Annotated in this window: 23 protein-coding genes; 14 read left to right on the forward strand and 9 right to left on the reverse strand. The window is 66.7% G+C overall.

Annotated elements, in window-relative coordinates; all coding sequences use genetic code 11:
• Window positions 1–54 precede the first annotated feature (54 nt).
• Together DIE22_RS17970 and DIE22_RS17975 are read left to right on the forward strand one after the other, a co-directional pair.
• Complete coding sequence (locus DIE22_RS17970; protein ID WP_124501281.1) at window positions 55–1,413, forward strand: aspartate aminotransferase family protein; 1,359 nt, start codon at window positions 55–57, stop codon at window positions 1,411–1,413.
• Between the two features lie 49 nt (window positions 1,414–1,462).
• Window positions 1,463–2,980, forward strand: a complete 1,518-nt coding sequence (locus tag DIE22_RS17975; RefSeq protein ID WP_124501280.1) for a CoA-acylating methylmalonate-semialdehyde dehydrogenase — start codon at window positions 1,463–1,465, stop codon at window positions 2,978–2,980.
• A 154-nt stretch (window positions 2,981–3,134) separates the two neighbouring features.
• On the opposite strand, the gene DIE22_RS17980 is transcribed toward DIE22_RS17975, so the two are convergent.
• From DIE22_RS17980 to DIE22_RS17990, 3 genes are all read right to left on the reverse strand, one after another.
• Window positions 3,135–3,509: a hypothetical protein gene (locus tag DIE22_RS17980; RefSeq protein WP_124501279.1), complete on the reverse strand. Its 375-nt coding sequence runs from the start codon at window positions 3,507–3,509 to the stop codon at window positions 3,135–3,137.
• A gap of 326 nt (window positions 3,510–3,835) precedes the next feature.
• The gene (locus tag DIE22_RS17985) at window positions 3,836–4,768 is read right to left on the reverse strand and encodes an AEC family transporter (RefSeq protein WP_124605708.1); all 933 of its coding nucleotides are present in this window, start codon (window positions 4,766–4,768) and stop codon (window positions 3,836–3,838) included.
• A gap of 164 nt (window positions 4,769–4,932) precedes the next feature.
• Complete coding sequence (locus tag DIE22_RS17990) at window positions 4,933–5,817, reverse strand: LysR substrate-binding domain-containing protein (RefSeq protein ID WP_124501277.1); 885 nt, start codon at window positions 5,815–5,817, stop codon at window positions 4,933–4,935.
• 365 nt (window positions 5,818–6,182) lie between these two features.
• On the opposite strand from DIE22_RS17990, the gene DIE22_RS17995 reads away from it, so the two are divergent.
• Complete coding sequence (locus tag DIE22_RS17995) at window positions 6,183–6,560, forward strand: nuclear transport factor 2 family protein (protein WP_124501276.1); 378 nt, start codon at window positions 6,183–6,185, stop codon at window positions 6,558–6,560.
• Between the two features lie 24 nt (window positions 6,561–6,584).
• Here DIE22_RS17995 and DIE22_RS18000 read toward each other — a convergent pair whose 3' ends face one another.
• Window positions 6,585–7,385 carry a helix-turn-helix transcriptional regulator gene (locus DIE22_RS18000; protein WP_124501275.1) on the reverse strand — a complete coding sequence of 267 codons (801 nt, stop codon included), beginning with the start codon at window positions 7,383–7,385 and terminating at the stop codon, window positions 6,585–6,587.
• Between the two features lie 132 nt (window positions 7,386–7,517).
• On the opposite strand from DIE22_RS18000, the gene DIE22_RS18005 reads away from it, so the two are divergent.
• Complete coding sequence (locus tag DIE22_RS18005; protein WP_124501274.1) at window positions 7,518–8,924, forward strand: APC family permease; 1,407 nt, start codon at window positions 7,518–7,520, stop codon at window positions 8,922–8,924.
• A 64-nt stretch (window positions 8,925–8,988) separates the two neighbouring features.
• Window positions 8,989–10,098, forward strand: coding sequence for a P1 family peptidase (locus DIE22_RS18010; RefSeq protein ID WP_124501273.1), 1,110 nt, complete (start codon window positions 8,989–8,991; stop codon window positions 10,096–10,098).
• 138 nt (window positions 10,099–10,236) lie between these two features.
• Here the strand turns inward: DIE22_RS18010 and DIE22_RS18015 are convergent, their stop codons facing one another.
• Together DIE22_RS18015 and DIE22_RS18020 are read right to left on the reverse strand one after the other, a co-directional pair.
• Complete coding sequence (locus DIE22_RS18015) at window positions 10,237–10,449, reverse strand: hypothetical protein (RefSeq protein WP_124501272.1); 213 nt, start codon at window positions 10,447–10,449, stop codon at window positions 10,237–10,239.
• Between the two features lie 158 nt (window positions 10,450–10,607).
• The gene (locus DIE22_RS18020; protein WP_124605709.1) at window positions 10,608–12,791 is read right to left on the reverse strand and encodes an FUSC family protein; all 2,184 of its coding nucleotides are present in this window, start codon (window positions 12,789–12,791) and stop codon (window positions 10,608–10,610) included.
• Window positions 12,792–12,992: 201 nt separating this feature from the next.
• Here DIE22_RS18020 and DIE22_RS18025 point away from each other — a divergent pair, with 201 nt between their 5' ends.
• Entirely contained in the window at window positions 12,993–13,940 is a 948-nt protein-coding gene (locus DIE22_RS18025; protein WP_124501270.1) for a LysR family transcriptional regulator, read from the forward strand.
• A gap of 140 nt (window positions 13,941–14,080) precedes the next feature.
• On the opposite strand, the gene DIE22_RS18030 is transcribed toward DIE22_RS18025, so the two are convergent.
• Together DIE22_RS18030 and DIE22_RS18035 are read right to left on the reverse strand one after the other, a co-directional pair.
• Window positions 14,081–14,383 (reverse strand): DUF4148 domain-containing protein, encoded by a 303-nt coding sequence (locus tag DIE22_RS18030; RefSeq protein ID WP_124501269.1) that lies wholly within the window; start codon window positions 14,381–14,383, stop codon window positions 14,081–14,083.
• A 223-nt stretch (window positions 14,384–14,606) separates the two neighbouring features.
• Window positions 14,607–15,749, reverse strand: a complete 1,143-nt coding sequence (locus tag DIE22_RS18035; protein ID WP_124501268.1) for a porin — start codon at window positions 15,747–15,749, stop codon at window positions 14,607–14,609.
• A gap of 308 nt (window positions 15,750–16,057) precedes the next feature.
• On the opposite strand from DIE22_RS18035, the gene DIE22_RS18040 reads away from it, so the two are divergent.
• From DIE22_RS18040 to DIE22_RS38845, 5 genes are all read left to right on the forward strand, one after another.
• The gene (locus DIE22_RS18040; RefSeq protein ID WP_124605710.1) at window positions 16,058–16,522 is read left to right on the forward strand and encodes a VOC family protein; all 465 of its coding nucleotides are present in this window, start codon (window positions 16,058–16,060) and stop codon (window positions 16,520–16,522) included.
• Window positions 16,523–16,596: 74 nt separating this feature from the next.
• The gene (gene codA / locus DIE22_RS18045; protein ID WP_124501301.1) at window positions 16,597–17,838 is read left to right on the forward strand and encodes a cytosine deaminase; all 1,242 of its coding nucleotides are present in this window, start codon (window positions 16,597–16,599) and stop codon (window positions 17,836–17,838) included.
• 398 nt (window positions 17,839–18,236) lie between these two features.
• Window positions 18,237–18,833: a hypothetical protein gene (locus tag DIE22_RS38835; RefSeq protein ID WP_260426705.1), complete on the forward strand. Its 597-nt coding sequence runs from the start codon at window positions 18,237–18,239 to the stop codon at window positions 18,831–18,833.
• Window positions 18,743–19,015, forward strand: coding sequence for a hypothetical protein (locus DIE22_RS38840; protein WP_260426706.1), 273 nt, complete (start codon window positions 18,743–18,745; stop codon window positions 19,013–19,015). The genes DIE22_RS38835 and DIE22_RS38840 overlap by 91 nt, the downstream gene beginning before the upstream one ends.
• A gap of 46 nt (window positions 19,016–19,061) precedes the next feature.
• Complete coding sequence (locus DIE22_RS38845; RefSeq protein WP_260426707.1) at window positions 19,062–19,538, forward strand: hypothetical protein; 477 nt, start codon at window positions 19,062–19,064, stop codon at window positions 19,536–19,538.
• Window positions 19,539–19,713: 175 nt separating this feature from the next.
• Here the strand turns inward: DIE22_RS38845 and DIE22_RS18055 are convergent, their stop codons facing one another.
• The gene (locus DIE22_RS18055) at window positions 19,714–20,100 is read right to left on the reverse strand and encodes a hypothetical protein (protein WP_124501266.1); all 387 of its coding nucleotides are present in this window, start codon (window positions 20,098–20,100) and stop codon (window positions 19,714–19,716) included.
• A gap of 269 nt (window positions 20,101–20,369) precedes the next feature.
• On the opposite strand from DIE22_RS18055, the gene DIE22_RS18060 reads away from it, so the two are divergent.
• The 3 genes from DIE22_RS18060 to frc all read left to right on the forward strand — a co-directional run bounded on the left by DIE22_RS18060 (window position 20,370) and on the right by frc (window position 23,765).
• Window positions 20,370–21,089: a GntR family transcriptional regulator gene (locus DIE22_RS18060; protein ID WP_124501265.1), complete on the forward strand. Its 720-nt coding sequence runs from the start codon at window positions 20,370–20,372 to the stop codon at window positions 21,087–21,089.
• A 356-nt stretch (window positions 21,090–21,445) separates the two neighbouring features.
• Window positions 21,446–21,880: a PAS domain-containing protein gene (locus tag DIE22_RS18065; protein ID WP_124501264.1), complete on the forward strand. Its 435-nt coding sequence runs from the start codon at window positions 21,446–21,448 to the stop codon at window positions 21,878–21,880.
• A 637-nt stretch (window positions 21,881–22,517) separates the two neighbouring features.
• Window positions 22,518–23,765 (forward strand): formyl-CoA transferase, encoded by a 1,248-nt coding sequence (gene frc, locus DIE22_RS18075; RefSeq protein ID WP_124605711.1) that lies wholly within the window; start codon window positions 22,518–22,520, stop codon window positions 23,763–23,765.
• The last annotated feature ends 37 nt before the right edge of the window (window positions 23,766–23,802 follow it).

The raw sequence follows: 23,802 nt of genomic DNA on the forward strand, positions 1-23,802 counted from the left end.
CCCGACAATGTGCAACATCATCACGAGGAGGAGGGGCGCGCCGCGCCGACCGACATGACCGACACGACCACCGCCAGCCAGCAGGAAGAGACGAACATCCGCACCGACGCCGCCTGGCTCGACGCCCACTGGATGCCGTTCACGGCGAACCGCCAGTTCAAGTCCGACCCGCGCATGATCGTGTCGGCCCGGGATGCGTATTACACGGATGGCGAAGGCCGCAAGATCTTCGACGGCCTGTCGGGTCTGTGGTGCACGGGCCTCGGCCACGGCCGCGCGGAAATCACGGAAGCCGTGAGCCGCCAGGTCGCGCAGCTCGACTACGCGCCGGCGTTCCAGTTCGGCCATCCGAAGTCGTTCGAGCTCGCGAACAAGATCAAGGACCTGACGCCGGCCGGCCTCGACTACGTGTTCTTCACGGGCTCGGGCTCGGAAGCGGCCGACACGTCGCTGAAGATGGCGCGAGCGTACTGGCGCGCGAAGGGCAAGGGCACGAAGACGCGCCTGATCGGCCGCGAGAAGGGCTATCACGGCGTGAACTACGGCGGCATCTCGGTCGGCGGGATCGGGCCGAACCGCAAGCTGTTCGGCCAGGGGATCGACGCCGATTTCCTGCCGCACACGCAACTCGCCGAAAACAAGTTCTCGCGCGGGATGCCGGAAAACGGCGCCGACCTGGCCGACCGCCTGCTCGACCTGATCGCGCTGCACGACGCATCGAACATCGCGGCCGTGATCGTCGAGCCGTTCTCGGGCTCGGCGGGCGTGGTGGTGCCGCCGAAGGGCTATCTGAAGCGCCTGCGCGACATCTGTACCGCGCACGACATCCTGCTGATCTTCGACGAAGTCATCACGGGCTTCGGCCGCGCCGGCGCGATGACGGGCGCCGACGCGTTCGGCGTGGTGCCGGACATCATGAACTTCGCGAAGCAGGTGACCAACGGCGTGCAGCCGCTCGGCGGCGTGATCGCGACGAAGGAAATCTACGACACGTTCATGGCCGCGGGCGGCCCCGAGTACATGCTCGAGTTCCCGCACGGCTACACGTACTCGGCGCACCCGGTCGCCTGCGCGGCCGGTGTCGCGGCGCTCGACCTGCTCGTGAAGGAAGACGCGGTGGCCCGCGTGCGCGATCTCGCGCCGCATTTCGAGGCGGCGGTGCACGGGCTGAAGGGCCAGCGCCATATCGCGGACATCCGCAACTACGGGCTGGCGGCCGGCCTGACGATCGCGGCGCTGCCGGGCGAGCCGGCACGGCGCCCGTACGAGATCGCGATGCGCTGCTGGGCGAAGGGCTTCTACGTGCGCTATGGCGGCGACACGATCCAGCTGGCGCCCCCGTTCATCTCGGAGAAGCGCGAGATCGACAACCTCGTCAACGCGCTGTCCGACGCGCTGAACGAAGTGGACTGAGCCGCGGCTTGACCTGAGCGACAACCGAATTCACGAAAGAGCCTGAACGATGAAACACGACAGCAATGTGACCTCCACCGTCGGCCACCTGATCGACGGCAAGCGCGTCGACGGCGGCAGCCGCGTCCAGCCGGTGTTCGACCCGGCGACCGGCGAATCGCACAAGAGCGTCGCGCTCGCCGACAAGCTGACCGTCGAAGCCGCGATCGCGTCCGCGCAGGCGGCGTTCCCGGCGTGGCGCAACACGCCGCCGCTGAAGCGCGCGCGCGTGATGAGCCGCTTCAAGACGCTGCTCGAGGAGCATGCGGACGAACTGTGCGCGCTGATCACCGCCGAGCACGGCAAGGTGCTCGCCGACGCGATGGGCGAGCTGCAGCGCGGAATCGAGAACGTCGAATACGCGACCTACGTGCCCGAGCTGCTGAAGGGCGAGCACAGCAAGAACGTCGGCCCCGCGATCGATTCGTGGAGCGAGTTCCAGGCGCTCGGCGTCGCCGCCGGCATCACGCCGTTCAACTTCCCGGTGATGGTGCCGCTGTGGATGTGGCCGATGGCCGTCGCGTGCGGCAACACGTTCGTGCTGAAGCCGTCCGAGCGCACGCCGTCGTCGACGCTGCGCATGGCCGAGCTCGCGCTCGAGGCCGGCCTGCCGCCGGGCGTGCTGAACGTCGTGAACGGCGACAAGGAAGCGGTCGACACGATCCTGACCGATCCGCGCGTGAAGGCGGTGAGCTTCGTCGGCTCGACGCCGATCGCCGAATATATCTATTCGACCGGCTGCGCGCACGGCAAGCGCGTGCAGGCGCTCGGCGGCGCGAAGAACTTCGCGGTCGTGATGCCGGACGCCGATATCGGCAACGCGGTGAACGCGTTGATGGGCGCCGCGTACGGTTCGTGCGGCGAGCGCTGCATGGCGATCCCGCTGGTCGTCGCGATCGGCGATGAAACGGGCGACAAGGTGGTCGAAGGCCTGAAGGCCGAGATCGCGAAGATGAAGGTCGGCCCGGGCAACGGTGCCGGCATCGACATGGGGCCGCTCGTCACGCAGCAGCATTTCGAGAAGGTGACGCGCTTCGTCGAAGCGGGCGTGGAGGCGGGCGCGACGCTCGTCGTCGACGGCCGCGGCGTGAAGGTCGACGGCCACGACGGCGGCTACTACCTCGGCCCGTGCCTGTTCGACAACGTGACGCCCGGCATGCCGATCTATCAGCACGAGATCTTCGGGCCGGTGCTCGGCGTGATCCGCCTGAAGTCGCTCGACGAGGCGATGGCGCTGATCGACGCTCATGAATACGGCAACGGCACGTGCCTGTTCACGCGCGACGGCGAAGCGGCGCGCTACTTCGGCGACAACATCCAGATCGGCATGGTCGGCATCAACGTGCCGCTGCCGGTGCCGGTCGCGTACCACTCGTTCGGCGGCTGGAAACGCTCGCTGTTCGGCGACCTGCATGCGTACGGCCCGGATGCGGTGCGGTTCTATACGAAGCGCAAGACGATCACGCAGCGCTGGCCGTCGGCCGGCGTGCGCGAAGGGACGGTGTTCAGCTTCCCGTCGAACCGCTGACGCGTGGGTGCCGGCCGCACGCGCCGCCTGCCGGTCGGCGGGTGTCGCCATGCAGCCGGCGTAGAGACGCACAGGCCCGCCCCGATCGGCGATCGGGGCGGGCTTTTTCACGCGTGCCGCGGCTGTCCTGACACGCGATGCGTGGAAGCGGCGCTTACGGGGCGACGACGTGCCACACGCTCTTGAAGTTGTCGCCGTTGCGATCGCCCTGTTTCATGTCCTTCGAGAAGAAGTACAGCGGCTTGCCCTTGTACGCCCATTGCGGGCTGCCGTCGTCGCGCTTGACGATCGTGTACGGGCCGACCGGTACGTCGGTCGCGCTGGCCTTGTACGGCGGCCAGAGGGATTCGCATTGGCCCGAGCACGTACTGGTGCCGGCGTTGGGCTTGTCCTTGTCGAACGAATAGACGGTCATCCCGTTCGCGGCGACGAGCGCGCCGTTTTCGACCTTGGTGATCGAGCCTTGAGCCGAGGCCGAAACCGATGCCATGGCGAGCAGGACGGAACTGACGAGCAGCACGGCTTTCATGGTTACCTCCTTGTAGTCCGGTGGGCGGCGCAGTTGCGCGCACGGCCGGGCGTGCGCGCGACTGCGGGGAATGGTGCCGGAACGCGGCGCCGCGGCCGCCGGTGCGAGCGACGCGAAGTCGAATGGCGGCGGCACGGACGCGCTTCATTCACCATAGGCGGTTTTTGGCAGGGCTGCGAGAAGAACCGGGGGCGCATCGGCGGCGCGTATGTCTCGTGCAACGGCGCGGCGTTTGCGCGCGTGTGCGGGATTCGGCATCCGTCCCCGAACCTGCGTGAGCCTTGCTGTGGCGCTTGCCGTCGGGTTCGGGAGCCGGTGCCGCGATGTCAGCGCAACACCGGCGCCGACGCGAGCGCCGTCAGCACGGCCGGCATCGCGAGCGCGGCGGCGATCGTCTGGAACGCGGTGATGCCGGCCATCAGCGGCGCGTCGCCGCCGAGCTGGCGCGCCATGATGTACGACGAGGACGATGTCGGCAGTGCCTGGAACAGCAGCGCGATGGTCAGCGCGGCATCGCCGAGCCCGAACAGGCGGCCGGCCGCGAGCGTGGCGAGCGGCATTGCCATGAACTTGAACGCCGACGCGATGCACATCGGTTGCATCCATCCGCGCGCCGCATCGAACTTCAGTGCCGCGCCCACGCACAGCAGGCCGAGCGGCATCGATGCGGCGCCGAGCGCGCGAACGGCCGGTTCGACGGTGGCGGGAAACGCGATGCCGGCGGCCTGCATCGCGATCCCCAGCGCGCACCCGACGACGAGCGGATTCGACAGGATCTGGCGCGCGAGCGCCCAGGCGCCGAGCCGCGTTTCGCCATAGCGCGCGAACACCAGCACGCACATCAGGTTCACGGTCGGCACGATCGCCGCGACGCACACGGCCGCGAGCGCGATCCCGTGCGCGCCGAACAGTCCGGCGGCGAGTGCGGTGCCGACATAGTTGTTGAAGCGCACCGCGCCCTGGAACACCGACGTGAACCCGGCGCCGTCGACCTGCACGAACCGGCGGACCAGCAGAAGAAGTGCCGCGACGAACACGGTCGACCCGACCAGCGCCGCCGCGAGCGGCAAGACGGGCAACGATTGCAGCCGCGCATTCGCGAGACCGTGCGCGAACAGTTCGGGCAGCAGCACGTAGTAGCAAAGCCGCTCGGCGTGCGGCCAGAACGCATCGGCGATGAAGCCCGTGCGCCGCAGGCCGTGGCCGAACGCGACCAGCAGCGCGACCGGCGCGAGCGCGAGCAGGATCGGGCCGATCATCGACGCGCCTTCAGGTGGACCGGTCGGGACGGCCGGCAGGCGGAGCAGCGGAACGAAGCGGGAATGCATCCGGCGGGCAACATGGCGGCACGCGATCGAAAGAGTGACGATGCCGCCAAGTTAACACGGGGTTGCAGCAGGAATTATTGTTAATTATCGGGTGTTCAATGAGAAATTCTCATCGATGAAGCTGTGATTTCGGCGGCCAGCGCACGGGCGAAACGCTCGGCCGGGCGCGACTGGTGTTCGAGCAGCACGACCGCGCGGCCCATCTGCGGCTGGCCGAACGGCAAGCGCGTGACGGGCGGCAGACGCGCGAGCGTCGAGTCGGGAAGCGCGACGATCGCCGCGCCGAGTCCGCGCGCGACCATGCGCGCGATGGTCTCCGCGCTGTCGAGCACCATCTCCTCGCGCACGCGGACGCCGATGCGGCGCAGCTCGGCGGCGATCATCCGGCCGGCCCACGCCTGCGCATCGAAGCGGATGAACGGCAGCGCCTCGAGCAGCGTGCCCGCGTCGCGCTCCGCGTAGTGCGGCGGCGCGAGCAGCCAGAAGCGGTCTTCGTACAGCGTGGTCCACGTCAGCTCCGCCGGATGCGGGCGCACCGGGCGCGTCGTGATCGCCGCGTCGAGTTCGCCGGCCGCGACGCGGTTCGCCAGTTCGGCCGACATGCCGGCCGATACGTGCACGCGCAACGACGGATGCGCGTCGCGCAGCGCAAGCAGCGCATCGGGCAACGGTCCGGACAGCGCGGTCTGGATCGCGCCGATCCGCAGGCGGCCGACGAGCTTCTTCTCGTCGCTGAGCGCATCGGGAATCCGGTCGACCATCGCGAGCACCTGTTCGGCCTGCGCGACGAGAATGTTGCCGGCTTCGGTGAGTACCGGCTGGCGGCGCGAACGGTCGAACAGCTGGACGTTGTATTCGCTTTCGAGCGTCTTGATCTGCAGGCTCACGGCGGACTGCGTGAGCCCGATCGCTTCGCCGGCGCGTGCGAAGGTCCGGTATCGGGCGATCGCGACCAGCGTTCTGAATGCGCGTAGTGACATGGACTCGGTGAGGTGGGCGGCCGGGGGCCGGCACGCGGATTGCTCGATGATGCCGGAGGCGGCGCATGGACGGCGCGCCGAAGCGGACGGAGCAGCCGGCACGCTGGCGGACATCATGCCCGTGCGTGCGGAAACGGGCAACCGCGGCACCGGCGGGCCGACGCGGAAAGCGTGATGCGGCGTGGTGCGGTGCGTGCGCGCCGGCCGGTGCGGGTTTTCGTGAACGGCATCGAGCCGGGCGTGCGCGTCTATCCGCCAGCGCGGGAGCGGGCGCGGTCGTGCGTGCCGCCCGCATGGTGTTGAACGATGCCTCGGGGCGATGCGGGCCGTAGCATTCGTCCCGGCCCTTGACGGAGGTAACGACGATGCCTGACGACCCCGGTGAAGTTGCGCGCGCGAGCTATCGCGCGTATGTCGACAAGGACCGCGATGCGATCGAAGCGCTGATCGCGCCGGACTTCCATTTCACGAGCCCGCTCGACAACCGGCTCGACCGCGATGCGTATCTGGCGCGCTGCTGGCCGAACAGCGCGATGCTCGCCGGCTTCGAGTTCGTCGACGTCGCCGTGCACGGTGAATGCGTGTTCGTCGTGTACGAAGCCGAAACGAGCGCCGGCAGGCGGTTCCGGAACGCGGAGCGATTGCGCGTCCGCGAAGGGCGGATCGTCGAGGCCGAGGTGTATTTCGGCTGGTATGTGCCGCACCAGGCGCCTGATGGCGGGTTCATCGAATCCGGCGGTTGAAGGCGTCCGTCAACACCGAAGCGCTTAACCCGCCGCATCCTCCCCCAGCGCCTGAATGAACCGCGAAAACAGTTCCGGCTGCGACGAGATCCCGAGCTTCGCGTAAAGGTGACGCCGATGCACCTTCACCGTCTCCGGTGAAATCGCCAGCCGCTCCGCGATTGCCTTCGACGAATTGCCGCGCAGCACCATTCGCGCGATCGACATCTCGCGATCGGTCAGCACGCCCGCGCCGAAGCGTGCGAGCGCCTGTTCGACGCGCGCGCCGAGATCGTCGTCGGGCGTCGCGCGCGCGGCATCGCCCACCAGCCGCCAGTGCTGCCGGATCGCCGCAAGCACCCACGGCATCGCGGCCGTCAGCTTGCCGAGCGGCTCGACGTCGAAGCGGGTGGCGGCGCCGAGCGACAGCGACAGCAGCAGGTCGGGATTCGGCCGCAACAGGATCTGGATTTCATCGTCGCCGACCGCATCGCGGAAGTAGCTCAGGAAATACTCGCTCTGCCGGAACAGGTCGGGCGCGACTTCCTCGAGCCGGTAGCAGCCGTCGGCGAGCCCGTCGTGCGCGGCCTGCAGGAACGGATCGAGCAGATATAACCCATTGAGGTAAAGCGGCACCGGCGACGCGCTGTCGGTGCCGCCCGTGTCGTATTCGTCGAGCACGAGCGGCACGCCATCGCGGCCGATCGCGGTCGCGAGCGCATTGTCGAACGGCACCATTTCGTTGAGCAGCAGCACCAGGAAACGCCAGAAGCGCGGCTGGCCGAGATGATCGATTGCGCGGCCGAGTGCCTGGTGCATCGCGATTTCGGAGAAGAGTCGATCCATACCACCACCGGAGGGCGTAACACGAAGGGGGAATAGCGGTCCTGAAATTGGCTTCCTAGACTGCCACGCAATCAATCGGGCCCGAGTATGGGTGTTCAAAAAAGTGCAGCATAGGCGCAATAGGAGAACGAAATGGCGATGATGTCGGAATCGACGGGCACGCTGCAAGCGACGCCTGCCACGGAAGACGCGCCGCGCGCGTTGTCGCAGACGCTCAGCGTGCGCGACGCGGTGATGATCACCGTGTCGGGCGTGACGCCCGCAAGCTCGATCTTCGTGATCGCGCCGTTCGCGATCCAGCAGGCCGGCAGCGGCGCGGTGCTGTCGTTCGTGCTCGGCGGCGTGCTCGCGCTCGCCTTCGCCCTCTGCTACGCGGAGCTCAGCGCCGCGCACCGCAGCGCGGGCGGCGAATACGTGATGGCCAAGCGCGTGTTCGGCACGCTGCCCGGCTACCTGACCTTCATCACGGTGCTGTCGGTTAGCGTCTTCATTCCGGCCGTGCTCGCGAGCGGCGCCGCGCCGTACCTGAACAACGCACTCGGCACGCACTTCAGCAACCAGTCGGTCGCGCTCACGATCGTGCTGCTCAGCTATCTGCTCGGCATGCTGAACATCAAGACGAATGCGTGGATCACCGGCGCGTTTCTCGTCGTCGAGATCGGCGTGCTGATGCTGATCGCCGGGCTCGGCTTCGGCTCCCCGCAGCGCGGCGCCGACGTGCTGGTCGCGCCGGTCGTCGCGAGCGGCAATGCGCTGGTGCCGGCCACGCTCGCGGCGATCGTGCCCGCGATCGGCACGGCGATCTTCTGCTACAACGGCTTCGGCTCCGCCGCGTATCTCGCGGAAGACCTGCGCGGCGGCAACCGCAATGTCGCGAAGGCGGTGATCTATTCGCTGCTGGTGATCCTCGGCGTCGAACTGGTCCCGCTCACGGCAATCGTGCTCGGCGCGCCGTCGCTGACGGAGCTGACGAAGAGCGCCGACCCGATCGGCTATGTCGTGCGCTCGCTGAGCAACCCGGCGGTGTCGCGCGTGGTCAGCGGCGGGATCTTCCTGTCGGTGTTCAACGCGATCATCGCGATCGTGATCACGATGGGGCGCCTGCTGTACAGCAGCGGCCGGCATGCGCTCTGGTCGCGCGCCTGCAACCGCGCGTTCTCGACGATCCATCCGCGCTTCGAATCGCCGTGGCTCGCGACGCTCGCGCTGGCGGTGCCGTCGTCGGGGCTGGTGTTCGTGTCGAGCCTCGACGAGCTGACCGCATTCACGGTCGACCTGCTGCTGCTGATCTACCTGGTCGTCGGGCTGGCCGCGCTTGCGAGCCGGCTCGTGCGCCGCGACGTCGAACATCACTACCGGATGCCGCTGTGGCCCGTGACGCCGCTCGTCGCGGTCGCGGGCGCCGCGTATACGCTCTACACGACGCTGGCAACGGCGACGAAGCCGACCGACCTGATCATCATCGGCGGGCTGCTGGTGGCCGCGCTCGTGATGTATGGGACCTGGGCGCGCCACAGCGATGCGTTCCGCTCGCTCTGAACCCCGCGTCGACACCTTGCCGTACCGAAACACCGAACCATCGAAACACTGGAGGAATTGCATCATGCGCACGAGGGATCTCGGCATCCGCATCGGACTCGGCACGCCGGGCCGCTTCAACGCGATCACGGACGTACCGGGCGTGCGGGTCGGACATTGCACGCTGAACGTCGAGAACGGCGACGCATCGATCCGCACCGGCGTCACCGTCATCGAGCCGCGCGCGGGCGCCGCGCACGATTCGCCGTGCTTCGCGGGTGTCCACGTGTTGAACGGCAACGGCGACGCGACCGGGCTCGAGTGGATCCGCGAAGCCGGCCTGCTGACGACGCCGATCGCGTATACGAACACGCACAGCGTCGGCACGGTGCGCGACGCGCTGGTCGCGAACGAACGCGAGGCGGCGGCCGGCCGCGTGTACTGGTGCATGCCGGTCGTGATGGAAACCTACGACGGCCTGCTCAACGACATCTGGGGGCAGCACGTGAGCGCCGCGCACGTGCAACGCGCGCTGGCCGCGGCACAGTCGGGGCCGGTCGCCGAAGGCGGCGTGGGCGGCGGCACGGGCATGATCTGCCACGAGTTCAAGGGTGGCATCGGCACCGCGTCGCGGGTGGTCGCGGCCGGCGCGGGCGGCTGGACCGTCGGCGCGCTCGTGCAGGCGAACCACGGCGTGCGCGAGATGCTGCGCGTGGCCGGCTATCCGGTCGGCGAAGTGCTGCGGCACGTGCCTTCGCCGTTTGGCGCGCCCGACGCGCAAGGCGAGGCCGGGATGGGCTCGATCGTCGTCACGATCGCGACCGACGCGCCGCTGCTGCCGCATCAGTGCACGCGCCTCGCGCAGCGCGCGAGCATCGGGCTGGCGCGCGTCGGCGGCGGCACCGAGGATTCGAGCGGCGACATCTTCCTGGCGTTCGCAACGGGCAACGACGGATTGCCGGCCGCGAACTACGGCAGCAAGGGTGCGCCGACGACGGCCGTGAAGATGGTGAACAACGACCACATCTCGGCGCTGTTCGTCGCGGCCGCGGAAGCGGTGGAGGAAGCGATCGTGAACGCGCTGGTCGCGGGGAGCGACGTCGAGTCGCGCGGCGTGCGGGTCGAAGGGCTGGGGCAGGCGCGCTTGCTGGATGCGTTGCGCGAAGTGGGGTGGCGGCCGGGACGCGGCGCCTGAAAGGGCATGCGCCGCTTCACTCGAAGCGGCGTGGCGGGCAGTGTCGTTGCGGCGATCGGCCGGCGCGTCGTGCGCGCGCGCATGCGATGCGTGCGAAGCGCGCGCGGCGGGCCTGGCCGTGACGACGCGGCGTCATGCTCAGCTGCCGAAGTAGACGTTGCAGAAGCTGACGGGGCCGACGCATGCGTCAGGGTCGTCCTGCTTCGATTGCGCACGATCGACGCGGCCGGCAGCCTGGACGGCTTCGGCGCGGTTCGCCGGTTGCTGCGCGCGGTCGGCCGGCGCGGACTGGGCGTGCGCGACAGCGGCGGTGAGCGACAGCGCAACGAGGGCGAGGTGCAGCGGCTTCATTTCAGTTTCTCCTGGGTCAGTGCCAGTCTCGCTGGCAGTGAGGAAACTATAGGCCCGCACTGCTTGAAGATTAATTACCGCGGATGCAGAGGTTATTTCCAATCGGAACAAGGTTGAACGTTGCGCACGCATCGAGTGCCGCCGCTTGCCGTCGACGGTCAGTGACGGCGGTGGTTGAACGGTGCGTCCTTGTCCAGCAGCGCGCTGCGGATGAAGTGAAGGCAGCCGACGATGCGCTGCATGCGGTGGCGCGCGTCGGGCACCGCGTACCACGCGTGCAGCGTGTGCTGCGCGGCGCGGATCGCCAGGTTCACGGATTTCAGCGTGCGCGCGTGGTGGACGGGTGTCGGATCGTCGAAGAAGCGCGGCAGCTCGCGCAGCACTGCATCGACCGACTCGGTCCAGCGCAGCGTCTGCGGCGGTTTGGATTCGCAGAACCCGTGCAGCTCGTCGCGCAGGTCGATCACCGCATGGCCGACTTCGAGCGTCGCCAGCATCCAGCGCAGCGCGTCGCGATGCTGGCGCGTGCGCTTGACGAGCAGCGTGCGCAGCTGCGCCATCAGGTCGTGCGTGCTCGACTGGAAGCGCGCGGCGAGGCCCTCGCGCGCGCTTTCGCACGCGAGCGTGACCTGGCGGCGCAGATCGTGCGCGATGCGCGACGTGAGCCACGGCATGTGGGTCGGAAACACCACGGCAAACACGATCGAACACGCAAGCATCGCGACGACAACGGCGAAACCGTTGTTGATCAGCACCTCGGGCGTATACGCGATTGCGTTGTCAGGGCCTGCCAGCAGGCAGAAGAACACCGCGAAACCGATCCCGTAGCCGGACAGGCCCGGACGCATCGCGAGAAACGCGCCGAGGCCGAGCACCGGCGCGAGTGCCGCGCACAGCAGCGGAAAACCGTCGATGTTCGGATACACGTAACAGAGGAACACATAGCCGACCGCCGTCGCGAACGCCGCGCCCACGCCCATCTGCGCGACGAACTTCGGCGCGCGCGGCGACGTCGAGCTCAGCGCGCACGCGATCGCGGTGGCGATCACGGCGAGCGAGCCGCTCGGCCATTCGGATGCGATCCAGAACGCGCTCATCGCGCCGACGGCGACGAGCGTGCGCAGGAATGCGAAGCCGACGAAGAACGTATTGGTCTTCACCGCGTAGTGGGTGACGGAACGTTCGAACGCGTGATCGTCCTGGTCGAGCGACGCGTTGGTGTCGGCATAGCCGAGATATTCGCCGATGAAGCGATACATCAGCTCGATCGCGGTATCGAAGTCCAGCAGGCCGCCCGCCGCGTGATCCTCGATCTCGCGGCGCGACGCGCGCGCGGCCTTCGGCAACGCGGTGTGGAAGCGGCGCAGTTCGAGCAGCGCGCCGGTGGTCGACGCGCTGCCGCGCTGCCGCTCGTCGCGCAATGCGGCGATCCGCCGCGCGAGCGCATCGATGTGCGGCGCGAGCGCGTCGAGCACGGCGTCCGAGCGGCTCGTGCGCAGGCGCTTGACGAGCTGATGCAGCGCATGCAATCGCGTGCACGCATTCATGAACTCGCTGTTCAGCCGCGCGAGCCGGCGGCTGCGCGCGCGAATGTGCGGATCCTCGAACGAGGCGAACGCGCGGTTGGCTTCGAAGCCGACGATCTCGTCGACGAAATCGGCGAAGCGCCGTTCGAATTCGCCGCGCGCGAGGCTGCCCGACAGCGCGCCTGCCGCGAATGCCGCGAACTTCACATGACGCACGCTCAGCGAGCGCATCAGCGCCTTCGCGGAGCTGAGCGGCAGGATCAGCGCGCTGACCGCGCCGGAGCACGCGATGCCCAGCGCGACCTCGGCGGCGCGCGTGAGCGCGGACTGGAACAGCGCCTGCGGCGTCATCACCGCGGGCAGCCCGATCAGCGCGGCCGTATAGCCGGCGAGCACGAACCCGTACCAGCGGAAGTGACGGTTGCGCACGGCGAGCGCGATGCAGCCGCCGACCCACAGCGTGATGCCGGCCATGTACAGCTCCGGCTGCTGCGCGAACAGCCCGCCGAGCGCGAGCGCGGCGACGAGGCCGGCCGCCGTGCCGAGCACGCGATAGAAACTCTTCGCGAACACCATCCCCGACAGCGGCTGCATCAGCACGAACACGGTCGTCATCGCGGTGCGCGGCTGCGACATCTCGAGCCGCATCGCGATGCCCATCGCGAGCAGCGCCGCGAGCACGGTCTTGGCGAGGTGCAGCCAGATCAGCCCGTCGCTCGCGGCCCAGTCGCGCGCGGCGCCGCCGAGCGGATCGAGCCAGGCTCTCCATCGTGCGGGTTCGACGGAAGGTCGCTCGATCGCAGATTGTGGCTTCATGAAAAGAGGGGGCCGGTGCGGGGCCGGGCAGGGTGCCGCGGCGCGTCCGGACGGGGCCGTTCGACTGGTGAGGCGCCGATTGTAGGAGCGCGGCGCGCGGGCATTAACGCAGCTGCGGGGAAACGATAGTTGCAGGCCGCGTAACAATCTGTCGCCCCCGCTGGAGGAAAATGGCGGCTCTGCTACAGGTGGTTCACAGGAATGGATACGCTACAAAACATGCGGGTGTTTACGCGCGTCGTCGAGACGGGCAGTTTCACCGCGGCCGCGCAATCGCTGAATTCGACGACGGGCGCGATGTCGCGCGCCGTGTCGGAGCTCGAGGCGCGCCTGCGCACCCGTCTGATGAATCGCTCGACGCGCCGTCTCGCGCTGACGTCGGCCGGAGAAAGCTATCTGCGGCGCTGCCGCCAGATCCTCGCCGACGTCGATCGCGCCGAAGAAGAGGCGAGCTGCGCGCACGAGCGGCCGGCCGGCGTGCTGCGCATGCACAGCTTCGCGAGCGTCGGCCATCACTACGTGATGCCCGCGCTGACGCGCTATCACACGCAGTATCCGGACGTGTCGATCGAGCTGTCGCTGTCGCAGCGCATGCCCGACCTGTTCGACGGCACGAGCGACATGGCGGTCGTGACCGCGTCGTCGCTGCCCGATTCGGAGCTCGTGTCGCACCTGCTGGGCTCGACCTTCAGCATCCTTTGCGCGTCGCCCGAGTACGTGAAGCGCCACGGCGCGCCGGCCCGCCCGCAGGATCTCGGCGCGCACGCGTGCCTGACGCTCTGCACGCCTGCATTTCCGACCCACGAATGGGTGCTCGAGGGCGCCGAGGGCGTCGAGCAGATCCATGTCGCCGGGCCGGTGCAGACCAATACGGCCGAGTCGCTCGCGCTGGCGATCCGCGACGGCATCGGGATCGGCATGCTGCCGCTGTATTCGGCGATCGACGCGCTGCAGGACGGCACGCTCGTGCGCGTGCTGCCCGGGCATATCCTGCAGAAGATGAATGTGTATGCGCTGTATCCGTCGCGCCGCTTCGTCGACGCGAAGGTGCGCACCTGGGTCGAGATGCTGCGTGCGCAGGTGCCGGGGATGATCGCGCGCGACGTCGAGATGCTGAACGCGATCGACCGCGAACCGCAGGCTGCCTGAGGGCGAACACGGAAACAGGATGGAGGATGGCGGCGTGCCGGACGGCGCGCTGTCCGGCCGCATCGTTACGGGCCGGTTCGCGCGATATCCGCCGCGCCCGCTGGACACATGTCATGCGGGCGCGGCGTTGCTGCATGCATTCAGAGCGCGGGCTTCGCTGCCACGCCCGATTCGGTTGCGCCCGCACCGGCCGGGCCATATGCGGCTTGCGCAGCCTTGTGCTCGGCGAGCCGTTTTGCTGCCAGGCGTTCCTGCGCGGCCATGATGTCGTCCGGATAGTTGCCGGCGTCGCCGAGCGACGGGTTGTAGCCCACCGATTCGAGGTCATAGAGCTCCTGCAGCACCTGCGCACGCGTGACGGGCGACTTTGCGGATTGCGCGAACGACAGGGCCGGTGCGGCAAGCAGGACGGCAGCGGCGGCGGTTACGACGAGCGATTTCACGATGTTCTCCTGTGGACGGGGTAGCGGGCCGGTTCGGTGATCGAGGTTCGATCCGAACCGTCGACGCCAGTCTATGCAGCGCGCATCGTCACAAAAACCCCGATTCCCGGCAGGCAGCTTTCCAGATGGCACAACATTGGGGCGCGCCGCCCGCGGCGCATGAACCCGTCTGTCAGGACAGGTTCACGGCTGACGGGCGACGCGCCGTCCTGCGGAGCAGAACTCAGAACCGCGTACGCATGCCGATCGTGCCGACGATCTGGTTCGCGGTGCTCGATGCGCCGCCCGACGTGTTGATGAACGCCTGGTAGCCGCGGCCCGACGCGTGCTGGTACATCGCTTCCGCGTACAGGTCGGTGCGGCGCGACAGCTTGTACACCGCCTGCAGGTCGACCTGGTGCCACTTCGGATCGGTGCCGTGCTTGCTGTCCGGGTTCGACACGCTGGCGTCTGTGTACACGTAGGCCGCGCCGAGGCTGACGGCCGGCGTCACCGCATAGCGCACGTTCACGTCGTAGTTGTTGAACGCGACCTGGCCGGTGGAGCCGAACGAGCCCGAATTGTCGTATTGCGAGCGCGTATAGACGAAGCCGACCGTCGCCGGGCCGAACACGTAGCTGACACCGCCACCGTACGTGCGCATGCGGTCCGCGCCTACCGACCAGCCGCCCTGGCTCACGCTCTTCGCTTCGGCCACGTCGGTCGCGCCCGGGCTCGCGCTCGTCGAGCCCTTCGTGCCGTTCATCTGCAGGTACGCGCCGGCCAGCTTCAGCGGGCCGTTCGTGTAGCTCGCCGCCACGCTGTACGCGCGGTTGCCGGCGAAGTTCGTCGAGTTCGAGAAGCCGTACAGCGCGCCGACCTTGAAGCCCGCGAGCGTATCGCTCGTGTACTTCACCGCGTTGTTGATGCGCACCGAGTGGTTCAGGTTGTCGTTGTCGAACGGATGCGCGAAGCCCGCATCGCCGAAGTCGCCGGCCGTCGCGGACAGCGGCGCGACGAAGTCGACCATCGTGTCGTACTGGCGGCCGAGCGTCAGCGTGCCGTAGCCGCTGTGGGTCAGGCCGACGTAGGCGTGACGGCCGAACAGCTTGCCGTCCTGGCCGAGCGCGCCGTTGTTCGCGTTGAAGCCGTTCTCGAGCACGAACAGCGCCTTCAGGCCGCCGCCGAGATCCTCGGTGCCGCGCAGGCCGAAGCGGCTGCCGTTGATGGTGCCGGTGGTCATGCGCCACAGCGATGCGCCGCCCGCGTTGTTGGTGTAGGCGATGCCGGCGTCGATCAGGCCGTACAGCGTGACCGAGCTCTGTGCGTGGGCGAGCGGGGCGAACAGCGCGGCCGTGCATGCGGCGGCAACCAGGGTTTTTTTCATGTAGCAGCTCCTGCGTGTGGGACGGGTGACCAAAGTTCGGCGCAAGTGTAGGGGCGGGTTCGCGCGATTCCGGCCGTCGGCGCGCGAGCGCTCCATTGCGCGTTGTGCAACAGTGCGTCACACGCCGTTCACAAATCGGTGCCGAGGCCCAATGGCGCGCGTTTTCGCCGACGGCGCGCCACGAGATGCGGGGGCGTCGCGCACGCCGTGTCGCGCATTGACAACACGCACGGCGCCGGCGCGGGAGTTGATTGCGGCGCCGCGCGCGTGGAGAATGAGCAGACCCATACCGAGATCCGGAGACCCCGATGACTGCGCCTCGCCGTCCTTCGTTCAGTGCCGCGCTGTGCTATCGCGACCCGAAAGCCGCGCTGGCGTGGCTCGAACGCGCATTCGGCTTCGAGCGCTCGATCGTCGTCACCACGCCGGAAGGCGACATCGCGCATGCTGAGATGAAATTCGGCGACGGCCTCGTCATGATCGGCGGCGCGTGGGCCGACTTCATCGCATCGCCGGAAGACACGGGCGATCGCAACACGCAGAACGTCCACGTGCATCTTCCCGACGACGCGGACCTCGACGCGCACTGCGAGCGCGCGCGTGCCGCCGGCGCCGAGATCCTGCAGGCGCCGGCCGACCAGTTCTACGGCGATCGCATGTATCGCGCGCGTGATCCGGGCCGGCATGTGTGGACCTTCGGCAAGCACGTGCGCGACGTGACGAACGACGAGATGAGCGCGGCGACCGGCCTGAAGATCGAAGATTTCAACTGAGCGCCGCATACATCGCCCGAACCGCTTTTCCCCACCACGCGGCGCACCGGCGCCGCATGACGCCCTGGACCTACATGAACCTCTTCAATGCACGCCTGCGCGGCCGCGACGGGCTGTTCACGATCGGCATCGATGGCGACAGGATCGCGCGAATCGACGCGCAACCCGCGCCGTTGGCGCCGGCCGGCGCCGACGATCTCGACGCGGGCGGCCGCCTCGCGATCCCGCCGCTCGTCGAGCCGCATATCCATCTCGATGCCGTGCTCACGGCCGGCGAGCCGGCCTGGAACATGAGCGGCACGCTGTTCGAGGGGATCGAGCGCTGGTCCGAGCGCAAGGCGACGATCACGCACGAGGACACGAAGACACGTGCGCATGCGGCAATCGGCATGCTGCGCGATCACGGCATCCAGCACGTGCGCACCCATGTCGACGTCACCGATCCGACGCTCGCCGCGCTGAAGGCGATGCGCGAAGTGAAGGACGAGGCGCGCGGACTGATCGACCTGCAGATCGTCGCGTTTCCGCAGGAAGGCATCGAGTCGTTCGACGGCGGCCGTGCGCTGATGGAGCAGGCGATCGACCTCGGTGCGGACGTCGTCGGCGGGATCCCGCATTTCGAGAACACGCGCGAGCAGGGCGTCAGCTCGATCCGCTTCCTGATGGAGCTGGCCGAGCGCACCGGCTGCCTCGTCGACGTGCACTGCGACGAGACCGACGATCCGCATTCGCGCTTTCTGGAGGTGCTCGCGGAAGAAGCGCGCGTGCGCGGAATGGGCGCGCGCGTGACGGCGAGCCACACGACCGCGATGGGCTCGTACGACAACGCGTACTGCTCGAAGCTGTTCCGGTTGCTGAAGCGCGCGGGCCTGAACTTCGTCTCGTGCCCGACCGAGAGCATCCACCTGCAAGGGCGTTTCGACACGTTTCCGAAGCGGCGCGGGCTCACGCGGGTCGCGGAGCTCGATCGCGCGGGCCTGAACGTGTGCTTCGGGCAGGATTCGATCAGGGATCCGTGGTATCCGCTCGGCAACGGCAATATCCTGCGCGTGCTCGACGCCGGCCTGCACATCTGCCACATGATGGGCTACCAGGACCTGCAGCGCTGCCTCGACTTCGTGACCGATCACAGCGCGACGACGATGCATCTCGGCGACGGCTATGGGATCTCGGTCGGACGGCCGGCGAACCTGGTTGTGCTCGACGCCGACAGCGACTACGAAGCGGTGCGCCGGCAGGTGAAGGCCACGCTGTCGGTGCGCCACGGGAAGGTGATCATGCGGCGCGAACCGGAGCGTGTCACGTATCCGGAGTGAGAGGGGCGGGTCGGGAGGCGGCAGCACCGGCGAGGGTCGCCTCTCGTTGTGTATTCGTAAAATGCATGAGTTGATCAGAAAAATACGTTTATTTCATGAGAGGTCGACGCCTACGATGCGGTCCTGACGGCGGCGTGCATGGTGTGCGCCGTCTTGTCGATCCAAGTTCGCCGACCTCATGCGCCTCGATCTCCCGTCCGCTCCAGCGTCTTCTTCGCCTTCCGCCATTCAAGGCTTCCCGGGTATTCCGATAGCTTCCGAATACGCCATTTAGATCCTTGATTTAAAAGAGATTTATGGGTGGCGGCGTGCTTGCGGCTACCATTGACGTCCCGCACAATTTCCTCACGAAGTATGGGTATCCGCGTTGGCCGATCGATGAGGTGCTGGTGCGTCACGTGACGAACGGTGTCCACGTGCCGACCTGGGATTCCGCGTGGTCGGACGATCTGTGGACCCGCGCTTGCGGGAAGGGCCGCTGGCTCGGCGCGGTCGATGGCCACACGGCGGCCGTCGCCGCGTGCGACGACGAGACGCTCTGGGCGCTGTCGGCCCAGCAGCGCCGCGACCTCGTCCGTTATGCGCGCGCGCGGCTCGCGTGGCAGCTCGGACAGCGAGGCGAGCCGTCCGACAAGCTCGCCTATGCGTCGCGCGTGCTCGATCCGAACATCCCGACGCTCGGCTTTGCGCGCCGCTTCACGGGCTACAAGCGTCCGAACCTGCTGTTGCGCGATTCGGCACGCCTTGCACGCCTGCTGACGAACGAAAAGCTGACCGTGCAGCTCATCGTTACGGGCAAGGCGCACCCTGACGACGTGGAGGGCAAGGAACTGATCCACGAGTGGTTCGATGACACACTGTTTCGACGCTGCGCACGGGCGTGGTATACATTGAGGACTACGATATGGCGCTCGCGCAGCAGCTTGTGCAAGGCGTCGATGTGTGGATCAACACGCCGCGGCGCGCGTGGGAGGCATGCGGTACGAGCGGGATGAAGGTGCTCGCAAACGGCGGGCTCAACCTCTCCTCGCTCGACGGCTGGTGGGCGGAAGCCTATCAGCCGCGCTACGGCTGGGCGATCGGCGACGACAACGGCAACAACAACGACGCGGACGATGCTGAGCACCTCTACGAATTGCTCGAGGACGACATCGTGCCGGCGTTCTACCGCACGTGACGTGCAGGGCATACCGCGAGACTGGGCGCAACGCGTGCGCGCGAGCATGTCGGAACTTGCGCCGCGCTTCGGCAGCAACCGGATGCTGCGCGAATATCTGGATGGCTTCTACTGGCCGGCGGCCGTCGCGTATCGCGATCGCTTGCGCGACGGCGGCAAGCTCGCGCGCGTGCTCGCCGAGTGGGAGGCGACACTCGGCGCGCGCTGGCACGAGGTACATTTCGGCTCGATGTCGGTGCGTTGCGAACGCGACGCGTGGCATATCTGCGTGCCGGTTTATCTCGGCGAAGTGCCGGCCGAGTGGGGGCTTGTCGAGTTTTACGCGGACACGGAGCAGGGGCAACCTGCAGAGTGTGCGTTGATGAGCGAAGGAGTACCGATCGCCGGAGCGATCCAGCGATACCTTTACCATGGGACGCTCGCTGCCAGGCGGCCTGCAGAGCATTACACGCCGCGTGTGCGCGTCGCGCGCGACGGCGTGTTCGTGCCGGCCGAGCTCAGCCTCATTGCATGGTATCGGTGACTGCTTGTGCGTGCAGCATGGGGCCGCCCCGCCTGCGCCCTGACAGCGGTGGGCCGGATATGGCGTAGGAATCCTCTCTTTCCGAACTTCAAATCCGGCGCCGGGTGTCAACCGTTCGCTGGCCGCGTCAATTCCGGCTGCCTTACGCCACGCTTCGTCGTGTCAGTGCCGACGTTCAGGCGCCCGCCAGTGCAGGCAATCCCGCATCGTCGCCGAAATACTGCGAGCGCGTGAAACCCGCTGCCCGTTGCGAGTGGTAGCCGTCGCACGATGCCTCGATGCGCGTCGGCAGCACGTCCGGCGTGTGCGCGCTCTTCTTCGCGAGGATTGCTGCGCTCAGGAACTCCGCGCTATACGCATTGAGCAGATGCGGTTGTTGCGCCTCGATGTAGGCAACAACGCGAGCGTGGTCGCCATCGATCGCCGCGAGCGACATCAGCGTTTGCGCATCCCAGCGAAAGCGCAGCCCCAAGTCGGCGAATGCGCTGTTGAACGCGCACAGCTGCGCATTGACTGCGCGGTCGTAGTCGGTCCGTTGTCCATCGTCGTGTGCATTGCGCATGATCCCCTCCATTTCATCGATTACGTGACGACAGCATAGGTCGGGCTATGGATTCACGATAGTTAAAGTTTTCTGTAAAAACCATTCTTTAATGCTTATGGATTGGGTGCAGCAAAGCAGAGTGCAGGGGAGCTGGTTTCAGGAGAACATGTGATATACAGTATTGTGAATATGTGATCTGGGAAAAAGCGAGGCCGAACGACCGCGCCTGTACGGCCCACGATCGAGCGGACCATCACCGTAATCGACAACGAGGAGATACGTCGACCATGTCCACCGACACGCCAGAGAATGTCCGCGCGGTCCCGTTGAGCCTGAACCTCACGCCGATCAGCGCGACGGCATCGCTGCGCGACCAGGCGTATGTGCGACTCAAGCAGGTGATCGCGGATACCGACATCTATCACTCACATGAAGAGGTACGTCTCGATGAAAAGGAACTGACCGAGGCGCTCGGCGTGAGCCGCACGCCAGTACGTGAAGCGATGACGCTGCTCGAGCAGGAAGGCTTTCTGCGCACGGTGCCGCGCCGCGGCGTCTATATCCTGCGCAAGACGAAGAAAGAGATCGTCGAGATGATCTGCATGTGGGCTGCGCTTGAAAGCGTGGCGGCACGCCTCGCGACGCTGCGCGCGTCGAACGAGAACATTGCGCGCCTGCGGGCCATGTTCGATCAATTCAGCCGGGCTGCACCGACCGATCACATCGAGGAGTACTCGGAGGTGAACATCGCGTTCCATCAGGCGCTCGTCGAATTGTCCGGCTCGCAGATCATCCTCGACACGATCAATAACATCATCATGCACGTGCGCGCGATACGCCGCATGACGATCGCGCAAAGCGACCGCGCGTCGCGTTCGATCGAAGATCACATGCGCATCATCGAAGCGCTCGAGGCGCGCGATACCGAGCGCGTCGAAACGCTCGTGCGTCAGCACTCGCTCGATCTCGCGCAGTACGTCGAAGCGCATTGCGATTTTCTGGACTAAGGCTGCCGTCATACCCGCACGGCAACCCCGGGACTATCCCGGGCCGGCGCATGTGCAGTACGCGATCCGATCGCCGACACGCCTCACACACAAAGCACTGGCGACCTTGTGCGATGCAGCAGCATGAGCAGGCATCTGCAAAAAGCCATTGACTAATACTGTGTATGGAATATTGTATATTACGTCGCGCGGCATTCTTGCGCCAAGGAGGCGACATCATGGCAGATGGGGTGGGGGAACTCGATCAAGTTCCCGGACCTGACGCCGTGCCGTGCGAACGAAGGAGTCACTCGAATGGCGTCCAGGCGGGCGCTGTTTTTCACTGAGCGGTATCCATATGACGCACGAGCCCGACTATGCAAGCAGCTATCATTGACTACCAACAACTGGTGAACGCGATCGGCGATGCCGTCGTGATCTCGGACAGGAGCGGCGCGATTACGATGTGGAATCCCGCAGCAGAACGCATGTTCGGCTTCACGCCAGGAGAAGCGCTCGGCAATTCGCTGGATCTGATCATTCCCGAACGTCTGCGCGGGCGTCATTGGGAAGGCTACGAAAAGACGATGGCGACCGGGCAGACGCGCTATGGCAACGACGTCCTTCGAGTGCCCGCTGTTCACAAGGACGGCCGCGCACTGTCGATCGCTTTTACGGTCGCACTCTTGTATTCGGACGAGCGCGAATTGACGGGCATCGTCGCGGTGATTCGCGACGAAACCGCGCGCTTCCAGGAAGATCGAAATCTGCGCAAGCGCATCGCGGAACTGGAGGCGCGCGTCAGCGCCTGACGTGTCGTTCCGGGCGCTCGAACCTGGGCGGCATGCGTGCCGCCTTTGTACTCGCGCAGTCAATATCACGTCGAACGTCGTTGCGACGAGCAGCGCGGAGAACATCGACGCGTGTAGAAACGCGTGTGCCGTATCAACTCGAATTATCGGCCATGCAGTTCATTCACAGCGGCGATTGGGCCGCCTGTACCATCGTCCGCAAACTCGATGACGGCGCGCATGCGCCCCTTCTTGCCCTATCAACAGGACGTCGATCTCACCGTATTCGCAAGCGCAACCGCGGCTATCGTGGCTGCGCGCGTCGTCGCTCCATTGATCGGACAGGACGCACGTTGACGACAACACTCGCGGCCGAGTCGGTCACTTGACGCTCTTCGCGAGGGCGCCGGTCATCGCAAGCGCAATTATCTTTCGGGCGCAGCGCGTCGCGGGTGGGCGCGTCTTCAGCGCGGGTTGAGTATCGGTGCGGCCAATACGGGTTTGCCCTCATCGGAAATCGCCGGAAAAAGCTTGCCCAAACGCCATGCTGTAAATACGATATATCACATATCATGTGTGTCGATGCCTGGGCAAGGTGAGTCCGGACTGGCACGAAAAGCGTCAGCGGCGAACAGCAATCAACGATGGGAGATGTAGCATGAGCAAAGCACTCGACGGTGTGCGCATTCTCGATTTCACGCACGTGCAGTCGGGGCCGACCTGCACGCAGCTGCTCGCGTGGTTCGGGGCGGACGTGATCAAGGTCGAACGCGCAGGCGCGGGCGACGTCACGCGTGAACAGCTGCGCGACGTTCCCGATGCCGACAGCTTGTACTTCACGATGCTCAACCACAACAAGCGTTCGGTGACGATCGACGCGAAGCACCCGGAAGGCAAGCTGGTGCTGGAGGCGCTGATCCGGAAGTGCGACGTGCTGGTGGAGAACTTCGCGCCGGGCGCGCTGGACCGGATGGGCTTCACGTGGGAGCACATCCAGGAACTGAATCCGCAGATGATCGTCGCGTCGGTGAAGGGCTTCGGTCCGGGGCCGTACGAGGACTGCAAGGTCTATGAGAACGTCGCGCAGTGCGTGGGCGGCGCGGCGTCGACGACGGGTTTCGACGACGGCCCGCCGGTGGTGACAGGTGCTCAGATCGGCGACAGCGGCACGGGCCTGCATCTGGCGCTGGGCATCGTGACGGCGTTGTATCAGCGCACGATAACGGGCCGTGGGCAGAAGGTGCTCGCGGCGATGCAGGATGGCGTGCTGAACCTGTGCCGCGTGAAGTTGCGCGACCAGCAGCGTCTGGAGCGCACGGGCGTGATGAAGGAGTATCCGCAGTATCCGAACGGCGCATTCGGCGAGGCGGTGCCGCGGGCGGGCAATGCGTCAGGCGGCGGACAGCCGGGATGGATCCTGAAATGCAAGGGCTGGGAGCACGATCCGAACGCGTACATCTACTTCATTACGCAGGCGCCGGTGTGGGTGAAGATCTGCAACGTGATCGGCAGGGAAGAGTGGGCGACGGACCCGGAGTACGCCACGCCCGGCGCGCGGCTGCCGCGGTTGAAGGAGATCTTCGAGGAGATCGAGCGCTGGACGAAGACGAAGACGAAGTTGGATGCGATGGCGATCCTTAACCAGCACAACATTCCGTGCGGGCCGATCCTGTCGATGAAGGAGATCGCTGAAGACGAATCGCTGCGCAGGACGGGCACGATCGTCGAGGTCGATCATCCGGTGCGGGGCAAGTACTTGACGGTCGGAAACCCGATCAAGCTGTCCGACAGCCCGACGGAGGTAACGCGCTCGCCATTGCTCGGCGAGCATACGGACGAGGTGATGGTCGAACTCGGCTATTCGCCGGCACAGATCGACGCGCTCAGAGCCTGCGGTGCGATCTGAACGAGCAAGCGAACGAACAGCCGAGGCTGAACGCCCG

Source organism: Burkholderia sp. Bp9142 (assembly GCF_003853415.1).
GTDB lineage: Bacteria > Pseudomonadota > Gammaproteobacteria > Burkholderiales > Burkholderiaceae > Burkholderia.

Coding starts and splice junctions, on each gene's coding strand:
- DIE22_RS18020 (WP_124605709.1), bottom strand. CDS start 12,791: ATGAAGCCACAATCTGCGATCGAGCGACCTTCCGTCGAACCCGCACGA.
- DIE22_RS18000 (WP_124501275.1), bottom strand. CDS start 7,385: ATGGATCGACTCTTCTCCGAAATCGCGATGCACCAGGCACTCGGCCGC.
- DIE22_RS18060 (WP_124501265.1), top strand. CDS start 20,370: ATGTCCACCGACACGCCAGAGAATGTCCGCGCGGTCCCGTTGAGCCTG.
- DIE22_RS17985 (WP_124605708.1), bottom strand. CDS start 4,768: ATGATCGGCCCGATCCTGCTCGCGCTCGCGCCGGTCGCGCTGCTGGTC.
- DIE22_RS18005 (WP_124501274.1), top strand. CDS start 7,518: ATGGCGATGATGTCGGAATCGACGGGCACGCTGCAAGCGACGCCTGCC.
- DIE22_RS18065 (WP_124501264.1), top strand. CDS start 21,446: ATGCAAGCAGCTATCATTGACTACCAACAACTGGTGAACGCGATCGGC.
- codA (WP_124501301.1), top strand. CDS start 16,597: ATGAACCTCTTCAATGCACGCCTGCGCGGCCGCGACGGGCTGTTCACG.
- DIE22_RS17995 (WP_124501276.1), top strand. CDS start 6,183: ATGCCTGACGACCCCGGTGAAGTTGCGCGCGCGAGCTATCGCGCGTAT.
- DIE22_RS18035 (WP_124501268.1), bottom strand. CDS start 15,749: ATGAAAAAAACCCTGGTTGCCGCCGCATGCACGGCCGCGCTGTTCGCC.
- DIE22_RS18040 (WP_124605710.1), top strand. CDS start 16,058: ATGACTGCGCCTCGCCGTCCTTCGTTCAGTGCCGCGCTGTGCTATCGC.
- DIE22_RS17990 (WP_124501277.1), bottom strand. CDS start 5,817: ATGTCACTACGCGCATTCAGAACGCTGGTCGCGATCGCCCGATACCGG.
- DIE22_RS17970 (WP_124501281.1), top strand. CDS start 55: ATGACCGACACGACCACCGCCAGCCAGCAGGAAGAGACGAACATCCGC.
- DIE22_RS18010 (WP_124501273.1), top strand. CDS start 8,989: ATGCGCACGAGGGATCTCGGCATCCGCATCGGACTCGGCACGCCGGGC.
- frc (WP_124605711.1), top strand. CDS start 22,518: ATGAGCAAAGCACTCGACGGTGTGCGCATTCTCGATTTCACGCACGTG.
- DIE22_RS18055 (WP_124501266.1), bottom strand. CDS start 20,100: ATGCGCAATGCACACGACGATGGACAACGGACCGACTACGACCGCGCA.
- DIE22_RS38840 (WP_260426706.1), top strand. CDS start 18,743: ATGGCGCTCGCGCAGCAGCTTGTGCAAGGCGTCGATGTGTGGATCAAC.
- DIE22_RS17980 (WP_124501279.1), bottom strand. CDS start 3,509: ATGAAAGCCGTGCTGCTCGTCAGTTCCGTCCTGCTCGCCATGGCATCG.
- DIE22_RS18025 (WP_124501270.1), top strand. CDS start 12,993: ATGGATACGCTACAAAACATGCGGGTGTTTACGCGCGTCGTCGAGACG.
- DIE22_RS17975 (WP_124501280.1), top strand. CDS start 1,463: ATGAAACACGACAGCAATGTGACCTCCACCGTCGGCCACCTGATCGAC.
- DIE22_RS18015 (WP_124501272.1), bottom strand. CDS start 10,449: ATGAAGCCGCTGCACCTCGCCCTCGTTGCGCTGTCGCTCACCGCCGCT.
- DIE22_RS38845 (WP_260426707.1), top strand. CDS start 19,062: ATGTCGGAACTTGCGCCGCGCTTCGGCAGCAACCGGATGCTGCGCGAA.